This is a genomic window from Mycolicibacterium arseniciresistens (assembly GCF_030519285.1).
GTDB classification, from domain to species: Bacteria; Actinomycetota; Actinomycetes; order Mycobacteriales; family Mycobacteriaceae; genus Mycobacterium; species Mycobacterium arseniciresistens.
In genome coordinates this window covers 1-15,628 of record NZ_JAUMSQ010000126.1, presented here as the reverse complement: position 1 = coordinate 15,628, position 15,628 = coordinate 1, and the positions used below count along the sequence as shown (strand labels likewise).

19 protein-coding genes are annotated in these 15,628 nt (G+C 70.9%); 13 read left to right on the top strand and 6 right to left on the bottom strand.

Going from position 1 to position 15,628, the window contains the following annotated elements:
• From resB to Q2100_RS16845, 3 genes are all read left to right on the top strand, one after another.
• On the top strand, positions 1-1,341 hold a 1,341-nt coding region (resB, locus tag Q2100_RS16855; protein ID WP_302915007.1), incomplete at its 5' end, for a cytochrome c biogenesis protein ResB.
• Positions 1,338-2,309 (top strand): c-type cytochrome biogenesis protein CcsB, encoded by a 972-nt coding sequence (ccsB, locus tag Q2100_RS16850; protein WP_302915006.1) that lies wholly within the window; start codon positions 1,338-1,340, stop codon positions 2,307-2,309. The genes resB and ccsB, both read left to right, overlap by 4 nt.
• The gene (locus tag Q2100_RS16845) at positions 2,310-3,575 is read left to right on the top strand and encodes a MinD/ParA family ATP-binding protein (RefSeq protein ID WP_302915005.1); all 1,266 of its coding nucleotides are present in this window, start codon (positions 2,310-2,312) and stop codon (positions 3,573-3,575) included.
• Between the two features lie 3 nt (positions 3,576-3,578).
• Here Q2100_RS16845 and Q2100_RS16840 read toward each other — a convergent pair whose 3' ends face one another.
• Positions 3,579-3,740 carry a hypothetical protein gene (locus Q2100_RS16840; RefSeq protein WP_264011497.1) on the bottom strand — a complete coding sequence of 54 codons (162 nt, stop codon included), beginning with the start codon at positions 3,738-3,740 and terminating at the stop codon, positions 3,579-3,581.
• Positions 3,741-3,788: 48 nt separating this feature from the next.
• Between Q2100_RS16840 and Q2100_RS16835 the strand changes: the two genes are divergently transcribed.
• The 3 genes from Q2100_RS16835 (at position 3,789) to Q2100_RS16825 (ending at position 5,614) form a co-directional block, all read left to right on the top strand.
• Positions 3,789-4,103: a DUF4229 domain-containing protein gene (locus Q2100_RS16835; protein ID WP_264011498.1), complete on the top strand. Its 315-nt coding sequence runs from the start codon at positions 3,789-3,791 to the stop codon at positions 4,101-4,103.
• Positions 4,100-5,149, top strand: coding sequence for an aminotransferase class V-fold PLP-dependent enzyme (locus Q2100_RS16830; protein ID WP_302915004.1), 1,050 nt, complete (start codon positions 4,100-4,102; stop codon positions 5,147-5,149). Before Q2100_RS16835 ends, Q2100_RS16830 begins: the two co-directional genes overlap by 4 nt.
• Positions 5,150-5,227: 78 nt before the next feature.
• On the top strand, positions 5,228-5,614 hold the full coding sequence (locus Q2100_RS16825) for a response regulator (RefSeq protein WP_302915003.1): 387 nt from the start codon (positions 5,228-5,230) through the stop codon (positions 5,612-5,614).
• On the opposite strand, the gene Q2100_RS16820 is transcribed toward Q2100_RS16825, so the two are convergent.
• A complete protein-coding gene (locus Q2100_RS16820; RefSeq protein ID WP_302915002.1) occupies positions 5,592-6,245 on the bottom strand; it encodes a response regulator in 654 nt (217 codons plus the stop codon). The genes Q2100_RS16825 and Q2100_RS16820 overlap by 23 nt on opposite strands.
• A 131-nt stretch (positions 6,246-6,376) precedes the next feature.
• Between Q2100_RS16820 and Q2100_RS16815 the strand changes: the two genes are divergently transcribed.
• Positions 6,377-6,631 (top strand): metallothionein, encoded by a 255-nt coding sequence (locus Q2100_RS16815; protein ID WP_264011502.1) that lies wholly within the window; start codon positions 6,377-6,379, stop codon positions 6,629-6,631.
• A 7-nt stretch (positions 6,632-6,638) separates the two neighbouring features.
• On the opposite strand, the gene Q2100_RS16810 is transcribed toward Q2100_RS16815, so the two are convergent.
• Positions 6,639-7,511 carry a 1,4-dihydroxy-2-naphthoate polyprenyltransferase gene (locus Q2100_RS16810; protein WP_302915001.1) on the bottom strand — a complete coding sequence of 291 codons (873 nt, stop codon included), beginning with the start codon at positions 7,509-7,511 and terminating at the stop codon, positions 6,639-6,641.
• Positions 7,512-7,556: 45 nt separating this feature from the next.
• On the opposite strand from Q2100_RS16810, the gene Q2100_RS16805 reads away from it, so the two are divergent.
• Genes Q2100_RS16805 through Q2100_RS16790 form a run of 4 tightly spaced genes read left to right on the top strand, consistent with a single transcriptional unit; the run spans position 7,557 to position 10,812 of the window.
• Positions 7,557-8,150: a hypothetical protein gene (locus Q2100_RS16805; protein ID WP_264011504.1), complete on the top strand. Its 594-nt coding sequence runs from the start codon at positions 7,557-7,559 to the stop codon at positions 8,148-8,150.
• Between the two features lie 40 nt (positions 8,151-8,190).
• Positions 8,191-8,967 carry an S-methyl-5'-thioadenosine phosphorylase gene (locus tag Q2100_RS16800; protein WP_302915000.1) on the top strand — a complete coding sequence of 259 codons (777 nt, stop codon included), beginning with the start codon at positions 8,191-8,193 and terminating at the stop codon, positions 8,965-8,967.
• Positions 8,964-9,995 (top strand): NAD-dependent epimerase/dehydratase family protein, encoded by a 1,032-nt coding sequence (locus tag Q2100_RS16795; RefSeq protein ID WP_302914999.1) that lies wholly within the window; start codon positions 8,964-8,966, stop codon positions 9,993-9,995. Before Q2100_RS16800 ends, Q2100_RS16795 begins: the two co-directional genes overlap by 4 nt.
• 1 nt (position 9,996) lies before the next feature.
• Positions 9,997-10,812, top strand: a complete 816-nt coding sequence (locus tag Q2100_RS16790; protein ID WP_302914998.1) for an alpha/beta hydrolase — start codon at positions 9,997-9,999, stop codon at positions 10,810-10,812.
• Here the strand turns inward: Q2100_RS16790 and Q2100_RS16785 are convergent.
• The gene (locus Q2100_RS16785) at positions 10,809-12,173 is read right to left on the bottom strand and encodes an HNH endonuclease signature motif containing protein (protein WP_302914997.1); all 1,365 of its coding nucleotides are present in this window, start codon (positions 12,171-12,173) and stop codon (positions 10,809-10,811) included. The genes Q2100_RS16790 and Q2100_RS16785 overlap by 4 nt on opposite strands.
• 192 nt (positions 12,174-12,365) lie before the next feature.
• Here Q2100_RS16785 and Q2100_RS16780 point away from each other — a divergent pair, with 192 nt between their 5' ends.
• Entirely contained in the window at positions 12,366-13,493 is a 1,128-nt protein-coding gene (locus tag Q2100_RS16780) for an NAD(P)H-dependent flavin oxidoreductase (protein WP_302914996.1), read from the top strand.
• Between the two features lies 1 nt (position 13,494).
• Here Q2100_RS16780 and Q2100_RS16775 read toward each other — a convergent pair whose 3' ends face one another.
• Both Q2100_RS16775 and Q2100_RS16770 read right to left on the bottom strand, forming a co-directional pair.
• Positions 13,495-14,517 carry a sensor histidine kinase gene (locus Q2100_RS16775; protein ID WP_264011510.1) on the bottom strand — a complete coding sequence of 341 codons (1,023 nt, stop codon included), beginning with the start codon at positions 14,515-14,517 and terminating at the stop codon, positions 13,495-13,497.
• Positions 14,504-15,202 carry a response regulator transcription factor gene (locus Q2100_RS16770; RefSeq protein WP_264011512.1) on the bottom strand — a complete coding sequence of 233 codons (699 nt, stop codon included), beginning with the start codon at positions 15,200-15,202 and terminating at the stop codon, positions 14,504-14,506. Before Q2100_RS16770 ends, Q2100_RS16775 begins: the two co-directional genes overlap by 14 nt.
• A gap of 102 nt (positions 15,203-15,304) precedes the next feature.
• Between Q2100_RS16770 and Q2100_RS16765 the strand changes: the two genes are divergently transcribed.
• Positions 15,305-15,628, top strand: a 324-nt coding sequence (locus tag Q2100_RS16765; protein WP_302914995.1) for a glycosyltransferase, incomplete at its 3' end; no start/stop codon positions are given.

Genomic DNA, 15,628 nt, shown 5'->3' with positions numbered 1-15,628 from the left:
TCCCTCGTCGGCTGCCTGACACCGCGGCTGTTCGAGCACATCCGCAGCCTGCGCGCGGTGCCGGTGCCCGCGCCGCGCAACCTGGGCCGGCTGCCCAAGCACCACGCCGGCGAGGTCGCGGGCGATCCGCAGGCGGTGGCCGCGGCCGTGTCGGAGCGGCTGCGCGGCTGGCGGCAGGTGACACGCACCGAGGGCGACACGACCGAGATATCGGCGGAGAAGGGGTATCTGCGCGAGTTCGGCAACATCGTCTTCCACTTCTCGCTGCTCGGGCTGCTGGTGGCGATCGCCGCGGGCAAGCTGTTCGGCTACGAGGGCAACGTGATCGTGATCGCCGACGGCGGCCCCGGCTTCTGCTCGGCCTCACCCGCGGCGTTCGACTCGTTCCGGGCGGGCAACACCGTCGACGGCACCTCGCTGTATCCGATCTGTCTGCGGGTCAACGAATTCGACGCCGAGTACCTGCCCACCGGCCAGGCCACCTCGTTCGCCGCGGACATCGAGTACCAGGCCGGGCAGGACCTCGCCGACGACGCCTGGCAGCCCTACCGGTTGCGGGTCAACCACCCGCTTCGCGTCGGCGGTGACCGGGTGTACCTGCAGGGCCACGGTTACGCGCCGACGTTCACCGTCACGTTCCCCGACGGCCAGAGCCGCACCCAGACCGTGCAGTGGCGGCCCGACGACCAGACCACCTTCCTGTCCTCGGGGGTGATGCGCTTCGACCCGCCCGCGGGCACGTACCCCGACCCCGACCGGCGCCGAGAGCAGCAGATCGCGATCCAGGGCCTGTTCGCCCCCACCCAGCAGCTCGACGGCACGCTGCTGTCGTCGAGCTTCCCCGCGCTCAACGATCCCGGCGTGGCGATCGACGTCTACCGCGGCGACACCGGCCTGGACACCGGCAGGCCGCAGAACCTGTTCACCCTCGACGAGCGGCTCATCGGTCAGGGCCGGCTGAGCAGGGTGGCGCGGGTCAACCTGAGCGCCGGCGCCGAGACCCGCCTCGACGACGGCACCGTCGTCCGCTTCGACGGCGCGGTGCCCTTCGTCAACGTGCAGGTCTCGCACGACCCTGCGCAGGTGTGGGTGCTGGTGTTCGCGATGACGATGATGGCCGGGTTGCTGGTCTCGCTGGTCGTGCGTCGCAGGCGGATCTGGGTTCGGATCGAACCCGCCGCGCCGGGTACGGTGAGCGTCGAGCTGGGCGGGCTGGCCCGCACCGACAACTCCGGCTGGGGCGAGGAGTTCGAGCGGTTGGTGTCGCGGCTGCTGGCCGCCCACGCGAGTGACGAGGCGCGTGCCGATGCGGGCACGCGCTCAGGAGAGAAGGTCACATGAACGGGCAGATCGACATCGGGCTGGCGCGGTACTCCGATTGGGCGTTCACGTCCGCGGTGGTGGTGCTGGTGGTCGGGCTGTTGCTGCTCGCCGTCGAACTCGCCTACAGCCGCAGCCGCAAGGTCGAGCAGCGCGAACTTGTGCGGGCCGCCGTCGGCGCCGACAGCGCCACGCCCGGCGTCGTCGCCGATGTGCCGAAGCGCCCGGCCGACGAACGCATCGGCGCGGCAGGCCTGTCGCTGACCTATGTCGGCATCGCGCTGCTGCTGGCGTGCATCGTGCTGCGCGGGCTGTCCACCTCGCGGGTGCCGTGGGGCAACATGTACGAGTTCATCAACCTCACCTGCCTGTGCGGGCTGGTGGCCGCCGCGGTGGTGCTGCGCAAGCCGCAGTACCGCGCGCTGTGGGTGTTCGTGCTCGTGCCCGTGCTGATCCTGCTGACGGTCTCGGGTCGCTGGCTGTACTCGCACGCCGCGCCGGTGATGCCCGCTCTGCAGTCCTACTGGCTGCCCATCCACGTCTCGGTGGTCAGCCTGGGGTCCGGGGTGTTCCTGGTCGCCGGCGTGGCCAGCATCCTGTTCCTGGTCAAGATGTCGCGGCTGGGCACGCCCGGCACCGACGGGACGTGGGCGCGCATCGTCGACCGGCTGCCCGACGCGCAGACCCTCGACCGGATCGCCTACCGCACCACCATCTTCGCGTTCCCGGTGTTCGGCTTCGGAGTCATCTTCGGTGCGATCTGGGCCGAGGAGGCGTGGGGCAGGTACTGGGGCTGGGACCCCAAGGAGACCGTGTCGTTCATCGCCTGGGTGATCTACGCCGCGTACCTGCACGCCCGCTCGACCGCGGGCTGGCGCGACCGCAAGGCCGCCTGGATCAACGTCGCCGGCTTCGTGGCGATGGTGTTCAACCTGTTCTTCATCAACCTCGTCACCGTCGGACTGCACTCCTACGCCGGGGTGGGCTGAGTGGCTGACCAATCGTCCGATTTCCGCGCACAGCGCCGGTTCAGCGATCCGGCGGCCGGAGGTGCGTACACCGAGGCGCCACCGCCGGAGTGGACGGCGCCGACGCCGCCGAACGGCCTGCCCGTCGCCGAAATCCAGGCGACCGCCACCGAGGCGCCCCAGGCCCCTGCTCCTGTCCCTGCGCCCACGGCTCCGCCGGCTGCACCGCTGCCCGTCGCTCCTCCGCCGCCATCCCCGGTACCGCCCGTGGTCGTTCCGCGGCCCCTGCCGCCGGTGCCCGCCGCCGCGCCCCTTCCGCCGCTGCCCGCCGACGCGCCGCAGCCCCAACCGCACATGGACCTCTCGGCCGTCGCGCTGCTCGGCAGGCCGAAACCGGCGCCCTCGCACGGCTGGCGTAAGTGGCTCTACCTGGCCTCGTTCAAGCTGATCAACCTGGGGGAGGGCCCGAAAGCGACCCACCGTGACAGCCTGCTCGCACAGGTCAGGCAGCCGCTGCACGGGTGCTATCGCATCGCGCTGCTGTCGCTCAAGGGCGGCGTCGGCAAGACGACCATCACGGCCACCCTCGGCGCGACGTTCGCCTCCATCCGCGGGGACCGGGTGGTGGCGGTCGACGCCAACCCCGACCGCGGCACGCTGAGCGAGAAGGTGCCGCTGGAGACCCCGGCCACCGTGCGCCATCTGTTGCGCGACGCCGAAGGCATCGAGCGCTACAGCGACGTGCGCGCCTACACCTCGCAGGGCCCGAGCCGGCTGGAGGTGCTGGCCTCCGAGAGCGACCCGGCCGTGTCGGAGGCGTTCAGTTCCGACGACTACTCCCGCACGCTGGAGGTGCTCGAGCGGTTCTACAGCCTGGTGCTCACCGACTGCGGCACCGGCCTGATGCATTCGGCGATGTCGGCCGTGCTGTCGAAGGCCGACGTGCTGGTCGTCATCAGTTCGGGTTCGGTCGACGGCGCCCGCAGCGCGTCGGCCACCCTGGACTGGCTCGACGCCCACGGCCACGAGGACCTGGTGAAGAATTCGATCGCCGTCGTCAACGCGGTGCGCCCGCGCTCGGGCAAGGTGGACATGCAGAAGGTGGTCGACCACTTCGGGCGGCGCTGCCGCGCGGTGCGGCTGGTGCCGTTCGACCCGCATCTGGAAGAGGGCGCGGAGATCAGCCTGGACCGGCTCAGGCCCGCGACGCGGGAGGCGCTGACCGAGCTTGCGGCGGTGGTGGCCGACGGGTTCCCCGGCGCATCGCGCACCGGCAACCCGGCCTGACCGCTACGGACGGGGGTTGTCGCCGTCCCGGAGCCGCCGCAGGAAGTCCGGGTCGTCGTCCGGCCCGATCACACGCGGACGGGGCCGGCTCGCGTTCGCCCGGGTGAGCCGCCAGCCGACGTAGACCAGGCCTGCCAGGACGAGCAACAGGATCAGATACGCCACCAAAACCTCCTGTTACCGAATATACGCGCCGTCGGTAGGCTCGTGACCGTGTCAGATGACCGGCCCACAGCACGCCTCATGGTCGACGTGGCGCTCTACACGGTGGCGCGCCTGGTGCTGGTGGCGGCGCTCGCCGCGGCCATCTTCCTCACCGGCCGGCTGCTGGGGATCGAGCAGTTCCCGATCGTGGTGGCGATCCTCTTCGCGATCGTGATCGCTCTGCCGCTGGGCATCTGGTTGTTGGCGCCGCTGCGCAGGCGTGCCACCGCGAGCATCGCGGTGGTCGACGAACGCCGCCGCCGCGACCGCGAGCAGTTGCAGTCCCGGCTGCGGGGTGACGACGACACCGCCGCTCCCTCGTGACCCACCGCGAGGCGTTCGGAGCCGAATTCCTCGGCGCCGAAGGCTTTCTCAACTCTCCGACTTACGGGTTGCCGCCACGGTTCCTTGTCGACGCGCTCGACTCCTGCCTGCGGCAGTGGCAGACCGGGACGATGGAACCGGTCACCTTCGACGAACCGGTGACCGCCGGGCGGGCCGCATACGCGACCCTGGCCGGGGTGCCGGTCGAGTCGGTGGCCATGGCCGGGTCGGCGTCCGCGGCACTGGGACTGGTGGCCGCCGCGATCCCCGACGGCGCCGCCGTCGCCACGCTGGCAGGTGAGTTCACCAGCACCACATTCCCGTTCGCCGCCCAGGCCGGGCGAGGTGTCACCGTCACCGAATTGTCACAACCCGACCTGCTGGCCCGCGCCGCCGAATTCGACGTGGTGACCGTCAGCCTCGTGCAGTCCGCAGACGGCGCCGTGCTCGACGCCGACGCACTGCGGACGTCGGTCGCCGGCGCCGCGACGCTCACCGTCGTCGACGTCACCCAGGCCGCCGGCTGGAAGCGTCTCGACCTCGGCTGGGCCGACGTCACCGTCGCCTCGGTGTACAAGTGGCTGCTGGCGCCGCGCGGGACGGCGTGGATGTCGTTGAGCGACAGGATCGCTCGGATCATGACCCCGCACGCCGCGAACTGGTACGCCGGCACGCAGCCGTGGCAGTCGATCTACGGGTTGCCGCTCCGGCTGGCCGACGACGCACGGCGCTTCGACACCTCGCCCGCATGGTTCGGAGTCCTCGGGTCGGGGCTCACACTGCCGTGGCTGGCCTCCCTCGACCCGGTCGCCGTCGAAGCGCACACCGTCGGTCTGGCCACCAAGCTGCGCACCGAACTCGGTCTGCCGGCGTCGGACTCGGCGATCGTGTCCATCCCGGTGTCCGGCCCGGCGACGTCGGCCACCGACCGGCTGCGGCACGCGGGCATCCGGGCGTCGGTGCGTGCGGGCGCGGTGCGGGTCGGCTTCCACCTCTACAACACCGACGACGATCTCGACCGGCTGCTCGACGCGCTGGCTGTTTGACCTTTCCGGCTAGCGGTAATGCGCCTGCAGGCGCGCTCTGCGACGCTGACGTCATGAGGAGTTCGAGGGGGGTGTGCGGTGCGCTGCCTGATCGTCGACGACAGCGCTGACTTCCGCGCTGCCGCCCGTTCGATGCTCGAGCGCGGCGGGATCACCGTCGTCGCGTCGGCCGCCGACGGCGACGAGGCACAGCGGCTGTGCGGCGAGTTGCGGCCCGACCTCGCCCTCGTCGACATCGACCTCGGCGGTGAGAGCGGCTTCGACGTCGCCGAGCGGATATGCGGCGCCGACGCCGAACACCGCCCGGCGGTGATCCTGATCTCCACGTTCGCCGAGCAGGACCTCGCGGAGCTGATCGCCGCCAGCCCGGCGGCCGGGTTCGTGTCGAAGATGGCGTTGTCGGCCGACGCGATCCGCGACGTGCTGGCCGGGGTGGCCGGCCTCAGCGGGCCTCAAGGTAGGTGATCACCGCACGGACGCGGCGGTGATCTTCGGGGGTCTCCAGCAGGTTCAGCTTCGTGAGGATGGCGCGGACGTGCTTCTCGACGGTGCCCTCGGTGACCCACAGTTGCCCCGCGATGCCGGAGTTGGAGCGGCCCTCGGCCATCAGCACCAGCACCTCACGCTCGCGGGCGCTCAGGGCGGCCAGTGGATCGTCGCGCCTGCGCGCGGAGACGAGTTCCTGCACCAGGGCCGGATCCACCACCGAGGCGCCCCTGGCCACCCGCTGCAGGGTGTCGACGAAGTCGTCGACGTCGGTGATCCGGGTCTTCAGTAGGTATCCGATCGCGTGGCCGCCGGCGAGCAGTTCGGTGGCGTGCTCCACCTCGACGTGTGCGGACAGCACCAGGATGCCGATGTCGGGCCACTCCTCGCGGATCACCCGCGCGGCGTCGAGGCCCTCGGTGGTGTGGGTGGGTGGCATCCGGATGTCGACCACGACGAGCGCCGGGCGGGACTCCCGCACCATCGTGAGCAGTTCACCGGCGTCCCCGGCGCGGCCCACGACGTCGAACCCCGACCGGTCGAGCAGGCTGGCCAGTCCCTCGCGCAGCAGCACGTCGTCGTCGGCCACCACCACCCGCAGCGACTCCATCGCAGTCCTCTCCTCGGCGCACGGGAACGCACCCGATGCATCATCTTGCCCCGCGCACCGGTTTCTGGCCGCCATCGACCGGGCACCCGTAGGAACGCCGATCGACAACGCCCGACGAAGGAGTATCAGCGATGGCAGTTTGCGACACCTGCGGAAACGACTACGACAAGGCGTTCCAGGTCAGCTGGCCCGACGGCCGGACCGCGACGTTCGACAGCATCGAGTGCGCCGCGGTGCAGGTTGCGCCCGAGTGTGCGCACTGCGGGTGCCGCATCCTGGGCCACGGTGTGGAGGCCGACGAAGGCATCTTCTGCTGTGCCCACTGCGCCCGGAAGGCGAGCAACGCCGACATCAACGACCGGTACCCGGTGCCCGCGGGCGGCTGAGCCGCGGCTACGGCGCGAAGGCCAGCGCGGCGGCCACCGTCACCGCCCACACCAGCATGGTCAGCCCGGTGTCGCGCAGCACGGGGATCAGTTCTCTGCCGTGCTGCCCGCCGCGCACCGGCCGTGCGGCGCGCAGTGCGAACGGGGCCGCCAGCAGGCCGACGGCGCACCACGGCGTCGCGGCGATCAACGCCAGCGGGATCAGCAGTGCGACCGCGACGAGCGCCTGGTACAGCACGCGCGTGCGCGCGTCGCCCAGTCGCACCGCGAGCGTGATCTTGCCGGACTCGGAGTCGGTCGGGATGTCGCGCAGGTTGTTGGCGACCAGGACCGCCGACGACAGCGAGCCCATCGCCACCGCGAGCGCGACACCGACCCAGTCGATGCGCAGCGCCTGGGTGTACTGCGTGCCGAGCACCGCGACCAGTCCGAAGAACACGAACACCGCGACCTCGCCGAGGCCGAGGTAGCCGTACGGCTTGCGGCCACCGGTGTAGAGCCATGCCCCGGCGATGCACACCGCGCCGACCGCGATCAGCCACCACGCGCTCACCACGGCGAGCGCCAGCCCGGCGGCCGCGCCGATGGCGAGGCTCACCACCGCGGCGGTAAGCACCGCTCGCGGCGATGCCAGCTTCGCGCCGACCAGCCGTAGCGGCCCGGCACGCACGTCGTCGGTGCCGCGGATGCCGTCGGAGTAGTCGTTGGCGTAGTTGACGCCGATGATCAGCGCCACCGCGACCAGCAGTGCCAGCAGCGCCTTCCACCACACCGCGGCGTCCAGCCAGGCGGCCGCGCCGGTGCCGGCGATCACCGGCGAGATCGCGTTGGGCAGGGTGCGCGGACGGGCGCCCTCGATCCATTGCGCGATGCTGGCCACGCCGGTCAGTGTTTCACGCGACGCGCGACGGGCTATGGAGCGGTGGTGAGCATCGGCGGCACCGCAGCGACAGTCATCGGCAACACCGTCTCGGCCGTCGCCGGTGGATACGGCGGTCTGTTCGACGCCGACGCCCCCGTCCATCAGGCGCAGCTGAGCTTCGACGACGACGCGAAGCTGCCTGGCGGCACCGAACTGCTGCGGCCCGGCCTGCGTGCCGACGCGTTGGTGCGGATCGCGCCACAGAGCGACGACGAGGCGATCCGCACCATCTGCATCAAGTTGCCCGACGTCTACGGTCCCGGCCGCGATCAGGACTTCCTGCTCGCGTCGTCGATGGACGGCGTGCCGTTCCACCACGCCACGCTGCCGGCCGCCCGAGCCGGGGACCGGCTGTACTCGTCGCTGTGGCTGTACCTCGCGGGACTGTCGCCGGTGCTGTTCGGCGCCCGGATGGACGGCGAGGCGCCGGGACAGCTGACGTTCCTGATGTGCGGCGTGCTGAGCCGGTTCCGGCGCGTCGGCACGCTGACCGTCAACTCCGGCGCGACGGCCGACGACGCGGACGCCGGCTTCGCGGCCCGCAACAGTGGCGGCGGCATCCGCCCGCTTCCGCCGGTCCTCGCCTACCGGGGTTAGCGCCCGTGGGGGCGGCGCGGACATGACGGACAATGGGCGAATGCTCGGAGTGATCGGTGGCAGCGGCTTCTACTCGTTCTTCGGCGCCGATGCGCGCAGCATCAGCCTCGACACCCCCTACGGCGAACCGAGCGCGCCGATCACGGTCGGCACGGTCGGCGATCACGAGGTCGCGTTCCTGCCGCGGCACGGCGTGAATCACGAGTTCTCGCCGCACACCGTGCCGTACCGGGCCAACATGTGGGCGCTGCGGGCACTCGGCGTGCGGCGCATCTTCGGTCCCTGCGCGGTCGGCAGCCTGACACCCGAACTGGGCCCCGGCGCGATGGTCGTGCCCGATCAACTCGTCGACCGCACCAGCGGACGCGCCGACACCTACTTCGACTCCGGCGGCATCCACGTCGAGTTCGCCGACCCGTACTGCCCGGAACTGCGCTCGGCGGCCAAAGACCTGCCCGGCGTCGTCGACGGCGGCACCATGGTGGTGGTGCAGGGGCCACGGTTCTCCACCAGGGCCGAGAGCCGGTGGTTCGCCGGTCAGGGCTTCACGCTGGTCAACATGACCGGCTACCCCGAGGCGGTGCTGGCACGTGAACTCGAGATGTGTTACGCGGCAATCGCTCTGGTGACCGACCTGGACGCAGGCATCGAGACCGGCGCAGGCGTCAAGGCCGTCGACGTGTTCGCGGAGTTCGAGCGGAACCTGGTGCCGTTCAAGAAGCTCGTGCACGAGGCGATCGATCAGGTCAGCTCGGAGCGCACCTGCACCCACTGCCTTCCGCACGAAGGCGTCACCCTGCCGATCGAACTGCCGTGAGGGTGCTGCTGACCGGCGCCGCCGGCTTCATCGGCACCCGGGTGGCCACCACGCTGCGCGACGCCGGCCACGACGTGATCGCCGTCGACGTCATGCTGCCGGCCGCCCACGGCCCCGGTGCCCGGGCGCCGGGCGACTGCCAGGTGCTCGACATCCGCGACTCCGCCGCGCTGGCCCCGCTGCTGCGCGGGGTGGACGTGGTGTGTCATCAGGCCGCCGTGGTCGGCGCCGGGGTGAATGCCGCGGACGCACCCTCCTACGGCAGCCACAACGATTACGGCACGACTGTGCTGCTGGCCGAGATGTTCGCCGCGGACTGCCGGCGGCTGGTGCTGGCGTCGTCGATGGTGGTCTACGGGCAGGGCAGCTTCGACTGTCCGGAGCACGGCCCGGTCGACCCGGTGCCGCGCAGCCGCACCGACCTCGACGCCGGGGTGTTCGAGCACCGCTGCCCGGTGGGCGGCGAGGAGTTGCAGTGGCGCCTGGTCGGCGAGGACGCGCCGCTGCGGCCGCGCAGCCTCTACGCCGCCAGCAAGACCGCGCAGGAGCACTACGCGCTGGCGTGGGCGGAATCGACCGGCGGCGCGGTGGTTGCGCTGCGCTACCACAACGTCTACGGCCCGCACATGCCGCGCGACACACCGTATTCGGGGGTGGCGGCGATCTTCCGCTCCGGACTCGAATCGGGCGACGTGCCACGCGTTTTCGAGGACGGCGGTCAGATGCGTGACTTCATCCACGTCGACGACATCGCTGCCGCCAACCTCGCCGCCGTCGAGGGCGCAGATCCGGGTTTCGCGGCGTTCAACGTCTGCTCGGGCAGGCCGATCTCCATCCGCGAGGTGGCCGCGGAACTGTGCGAGGCCCGGGGCTCGCCGCCGCCGGTGGTCACGGGACAGTACCGCAGCGGCGACGTCCGCCACATCGTCGCCGATCCGGCCAGGGCCGCCGAGGTGCTGGGCTTCCGGGCCGCGGTCGACCCGCGCGACGGGTTGCGTGAGTTCGCGTTCGCCCCGCTGCGGGACTGAGATGCGCTGGGTGCTGGTCGTCACCCTGGTGGTGTCGGGACTCTCGGCGCTCGCCTGGTCGCAGCAGCGCCGGCTGATCTACTTCCCGGCGCCGGGTCCGGTGCCGTCTGCCGCGCTGGTGATGCCCGACGGTCACGATGTCGAGTTGGCCACGGCCGACGGAAAGACATTGGGCGCCTGGTATTTTCCCGGCCGCGTCGCCGGGCCCGTGGTGCTGGTGTGCAACGGCAACGGCGGTGACCGGTCCGGCCGCGCCGCCCTCGCGCTCGCGCTGCACCGGATGGGTGTCGCGGTGCTGCTGTTCGACTACCGCGGCTACGGCGGCAACCCGGGACGGCCGACGGAGGACGGCCTTGCCGCCGACGCCCGGGCCGCGCTCGACTGGCTGGCGGCCCGGCCGGAGGTCGACTCTTCACGCATCGCCTACTACGGCGAATCCCTGGGTGCCGCAGTCGCTCTCGGTCTCGCCGTCGACGTTCCGCCGGCGGCGCTGATCCTGCGGTCGCCGTTCACATCGCTGGCCGACGCCGGCGCGGTGCACTATCCGTGGCTCCCGGTGCGGCGGTTGCTGATCGACTCCTACCCGTCGATCGACCGGATCGGCTCGCTGCGGGCGCCGCTGCTGGTGCTCGCCGGTGACCGCGACGACGTCGTGCCCGAGACGATGAGCCGACGGCTGTTCGACGCCGCGCCGGAGCCCAAACGCTACGTCACCGTGCCCGGTGCGGGACACAACGACCCGCCGCTGGTCGACGGCGCGGTGATGACGGTCGCGATCGAGCAGTTCCTGGCCTCGACGCCGGTGCTCGAGCGCTAAGCGGGTTCGGCGTCGTCGTCGCGTTCGGTGAGATAGCGCTGCGGATGGTGGTAGTTGTTGATGCGGGTTTGTCCGGTGTCGAGTGCTGCGGGTGGGATCCATTCGGTACGGCCGTCCCTGCGGCGGGTGGTCCATTGGGTCTGTTCGATGAGGTTGTTGTCGGGTGGGCAGGCCAGCGTCATGTCGGTGGTGTTCGTCAGTCCGCCGCGTTTCCAGTCCTGTTCGGCGTGGTGGACCTGGCAGTCGAAGGCGTTGCGGGTGCATCCGGGGCGGGTGCAGCCCTTGTCGCGGGCGAACAGCGCCAGCCGTTGCGCGGTGGTGGCGCAGCGTCTGGCGCGACCAAGGTGCAGCACCTCGCCGGTGTGGTCGTCGAACACCGCCAGGTAGTGCCGTGATCGGCCGGCCAGCCGAATCAGGTCTCGGATCGGCAGTCTGGTGGCGCCGGCGGTGTCTGCGTATCCGGCCCCGGATTCGAGGTCTTTGACGGTGGTGGTGGCCACGATGGTGGCCGGTAACCCGTTGACCTGACCCCCGGCTGCCGAGGCGTGCCGCATCGCGGATTTGAGCGCATCGTGGTGGCGTTGTTCCCGCGTGCGGGGATCAGGGCGGCCGGTGATGTCGCGTTCGATGACCTCGGCCGCACCCGGGTCCTCGGGCAGGTTCTGCCCCGGGGCGCCGTCTCTGGCCAGCACGACGTCGAGCAGGGCGGCGGTTTCGGGATCGAGTTCGCCGCGGACCGGGGTCATCCCGTCGCTGCGTTGCTTGCCCATCCTGAAGCTGCGTTTGGCCTGTTGCTCGTCGTGGTCGGGTTCGGCGCCGTCGGGATCGATGACCTCGACCAGGTGATCGGCGAGCTTCTCGAGGTCCTCCGGGCACATGCTCTTGGCCCACTTCGCGAGGTCGCGGTCGGCGTCGGCGCGGGCCGCCTGATCGACCCATGGCGCAAGCTTGGTGAAGAACTTGCGAATCACCTCGACGTGCGCAGGATCGATCGCCCCGGCGGCCAACGCCGCAGCGGTGTGCACCCACAGAGGGGCCTTCGGTTCGCCGGTGAACGACCACCGCGGGCCGAGCACCTCGGCGGCGTCGAGGCGTCTCTTCGCGTCGGCCGTGTCGAGGTGCAAGCGTTGGGCCAGAACGTCTTTCAGGCTGGTGTTGCCATACGCGTCGGGCTCGAAGCGTTCCCGCAGATGAGCCAGGACCGTGTGATCGAAGGCCGCGTCGTGTCGATGGGCGTACTGCCGACGCTCGTACACCGCCAGCAACTCCGTGGCGCTCAAGGCGTTGAGAGGCAGGGCGGCCAGGTTGGCACGCGCGGCATCCCACGCCTGCAACGCCGCCGACACCTGCTCCCTGTCCACGCTTCGAACACTAGTGCGAGGGTCTGACACATTTGGCCGTGGTGTGACGTCAGAAACGAAAGTGGCACAAGTGATTCGGGGCTCATGCCGGCGACCGTGGAAATCGCCGAACGTGCGCCCACTGCGAGAATGCGGCCCGAAAATCGCAACCACCGCACGTTCGGCGCAACCGGGGGGTCGATACTGGCCGGTGTGAAACTCGCCATCTGTGAACAGTTCGGCATCGACTTCCCGTTGTTCGCGTTCAGCCACTGCCGCGACGTCGTCGCCGCGGTCACCAACGCCGGCGGCTTCGGCGTGCTGGGCGCCACCGCCTACACGCCCGAACAGCTCGACCAGGAACTCAGCTGGATCGACGACCACGTCGGGGGCAGGCCCTACGGCGCCGACATCATCGTGCCCGCGAAGTTCGAGGGCAAGGGGGAGAACCTGTCGACCGGCCAGCTCGCCGACCGGATCCCCGCCGAGACGAAGGACTTCGTCGCGAAGCTGCTCGCCGAGCACGACATCGAACCGGAGGAGCGGCCACGCCTGGGCGGCTCGTCGCTGTCCGGCGACACCGGCCGCGACCTGCTCGACGTCGCGATGAGCCATCCGATCAAGCTCGTCGCCAACGCGCTCGGAGTGCCGCCGGACTACATGATCGAGGCGGCGGGGGAGCGCGGTATCCTGGTCGCGGCGCTGGTCGGCGCCCGTGAGCACGCCGTGAAACAGGTGAATGCCGGCGTCGACCTGATCATCGCGCAGGGCACCGAGGCGGGTGGGCACTGCGGCGAGGTCTCGACGCTCGTCCTGGTGCCCGAGGTGCTCGAAGCCGTCGAGGCGACGGGCAAGCGGGTGCCGGTGCTGGCCGCGGGCGGCATCGTGACGGGCAGGCAGATGGCCGCCGCGGTCGCGATGGGCGCCGACGGCGCGTGGACCGGTTCGGTGTGGCTGACCACCGAGGAGGCCGAGACCGCGCCGCACACGCAGCAGAAGATGCTGGCCGCCTCGTCGCGCGACACCGTCCGGTCGGCGGGCCGTACCGGAAAGCCGTCGCGCCAGCTGGTCTCCGATTGGACCGACGCGTGGCTGCCGCACGACGGCGGTGCCCGGCCGCTGCCGTTGCCGCTGCAGTCGATGCTCGTCGAGCCGGTGCTGCGGCGCATCGACGGCCTTGCCTCACAGGGACATTCGGGCGCACAGGCGTTGTCGACGTACTTCGTGGGGCAGGGCGTCGGCCTGATGAACAAGGTCAAGCCGGCCCGCGAAGTGGTGCGCGAGTTCATCGAGGACTACCTGGCGGCGGCCGAACGGCTCAGCGGCACCCTGCCCGACTGACCTACTCGGCGAGCGGGAGCCGCACCTCGAAGCGCGCCCCGGTGTCGAGGTTGCGCGCCGAGAGCGTGCCGCGGTGCGCCTGCACCAGACCCGCGGCGATGGCGAGGCCGAGGCCGGACCCGCTGGGCAGCGACGAGTCGGCGCGCGGCACCCGGTCGTTGGAGCCGCGGTAGGCGACGTCGAACACCCGCGGCAGGTCCGCCTCGTCGATGCCGACGCCGGTGTCGTCGACGCGGGCCCATGCGCCGTTCTCGTCGGCGCCAAGCGCGAGGTGCACGCGGCCACCCGCCGGGGTGTGCGCGATCGCGTTGGCCACCAGGTTCGACAACACACGGACCAGCGCGCGGTCGCTGCCCAGCACCCGCACCGGCTGTTCAGGCAGCTCGGCCTGCAGCTGGACGCCTGCGCGCTCGGCGGCGATCCGGTGTGCGGCCAGCACGTCGTCGATCACCTCGTCGAGCGCCACCCGGTCGAGAGCGGGCTGCACGGCGCCTGCGTTGATCTTCGACATCTCGAACAGGTCGTCGACCATCTCGGAGAGCCGGATCGACTCCTGTTCGATCACCTTCGCGTGCGCCCGGATCTCGTCCTCGTCGACCAGGCCGTCGGCGATGGCCTCCGCCACCGCGCGGATACCGGCCAGCGGGGTGCGCAGGTCATGGCTGACGAAGGCGACGAGCCGGCGCCGGGAATGCTCGGCGGCCCGCTCGGACTCGCGGATCTCCTGCTCCCATACGGTGCGACGCGCCTGATAGCGGGCCAGCATCACGGCGGCGGGAATGGTCACGATCGACACGATCACCAGCACCACGATCGTGCGCTCGTAGGACGGTGAGTCCATCAGACCGCTGGCGCCCATGACGCCGGTGAACGTCGCGACGGTCGGCAGCAGCACGAGCGCCACCATGCTGGCGGCCAGCGACCACGACCGCGCAAGCCGGATGACCAGGGCGCCGACCAGCACGACGGGCAGGGAACAGGCCAGCGCCCATCCGGCGATCTCCCAGAGGTCAGGCGCCGGCATCGGCGCTCTGTTCGCCGCTGCTCCACAGGTAGCCGCGGCCCCACACGGTCTGCACGCGGTGCTGATCGCCGAGCTTGGAGCGCAGCCGTTTGACGTGGACGGTGACCGTGGACAGATCTCCGAAGTCCCAGTGCCACACCTGCTTCAGCAGTTCCTCGCGGGTGAACACCGTGTCGGTGTGGGTGATGAAGAACAGCAGCAGGTCGAACTCGCGGTTGGTCAGGCTCACCGGGATCCCGCTGACGGTGACCGAGCGGGACGCGGCCGACACGGTGAGGTCGCCCACCGCAAGGTCGACGGGAGCCGCGCCCACCGGCGCAGGGGCGCGCCGCAGCACCGATCGCACGCGCAGCGCGAGTTCCCGTGGGCTGAACGGTTTGGTGAGGTAGTCGTCGGCGCCCGCCTCGAGTCCGGCGATGCGGTCGTCCTCCTCACCGAGGGCGGTCAGCAGGATCACCGGCACCGTGTAGTCGCCGCGCTGACGCAGCGTGCGGCACAACGTGAGACCGTCCGGGCCGGGCATCATCACGTCGAGCACCGCGACGTCGATGCGCTGTGTGCCGAGGAGCCGCAGCGCCTCGTTTCCGTCGTGGGCTATCGAGACGTCGAGGCCGTCCCGCTCCAGGTACCGGCGCACGACGTCGCGCACGACGTTGTCGTCGTCGGCGATCAGTACGCGCGTCATCTCTCCGAGGTTAGCCGCGCATGGCCGCTACCTGCGCTGATGTCAGAGATTCGTCACCGATGAAGCGATTGCCGGTTGCGGGGTCTGGCTACTGTCGATGGCATGCCCGACTGTCCGGTGACCGTGGTGCTGCCGTGCCTGAACGAGGCGGAGTCGCTGCCCGGCGTGCTCGCGGCACTGCCGTCCGGATACCGGGCCCTTGTCGTCGACAACAACTGCACCGACGGGACCGCGGACGTGGCACGCAGTCACGGGGCCGACGTGGTGGCCGAAGCCCGCCCAGGGTACGGCGCTGCCGTGCACGCCGGCGTGGTCGCGGCGGAGACCCCCGTGGTGGCGGTACTGGACGCCGACGGCTCGATGGACCCGCGGGAACTGCCCGCCCTGGTCGCCGCCCTGGACCGCGGGGCCGACATGGTGATCGGC

What these genes read in the sequence shown, in the direction of transcription:
- Q2100_RS16800 (WP_302915000.1), top strand. Translation starts at nt 8,191, where the DNA reads ATGCTCGGAGTGATCGGTGGCAGCGGCTTCTACTCGTTCTTCGGCGCC.
- Q2100_RS16815 (WP_264011502.1), top strand. Translation starts at nt 6,377, where the DNA reads ATGGCAGTTTGCGACACCTGCGGAAACGACTACGACAAGGCGTTCCAG.
- Q2100_RS16820 (WP_302915002.1), bottom strand. Translation starts at nt 6,245, where the DNA reads ATGGAGTCGCTGCGGGTGGTGGTGGCCGACGACGACGTGCTGCTGCGC.
- Q2100_RS16770 (WP_264011512.1), bottom strand. Translation starts at nt 15,202, where the DNA reads ATGACGCGCGTACTGATCGCCGACGACGACAACGTCGTGCGCGACGTC.
- Q2100_RS16775 (WP_264011510.1), bottom strand. Translation starts at nt 14,517, where the DNA reads ATGCCGGCGCCTGACCTCTGGGAGATCGCCGGATGGGCGCTGGCCTGT.
- ccsB (WP_302915006.1), top strand. Translation starts at nt 1,338, where the DNA reads ATGAACGGGCAGATCGACATCGGGCTGGCGCGGTACTCCGATTGGGCG.
- Q2100_RS16790 (WP_302914998.1), top strand. Translation starts at nt 9,997, where the DNA reads ATGCGCTGGGTGCTGGTCGTCACCCTGGTGGTGTCGGGACTCTCGGCG.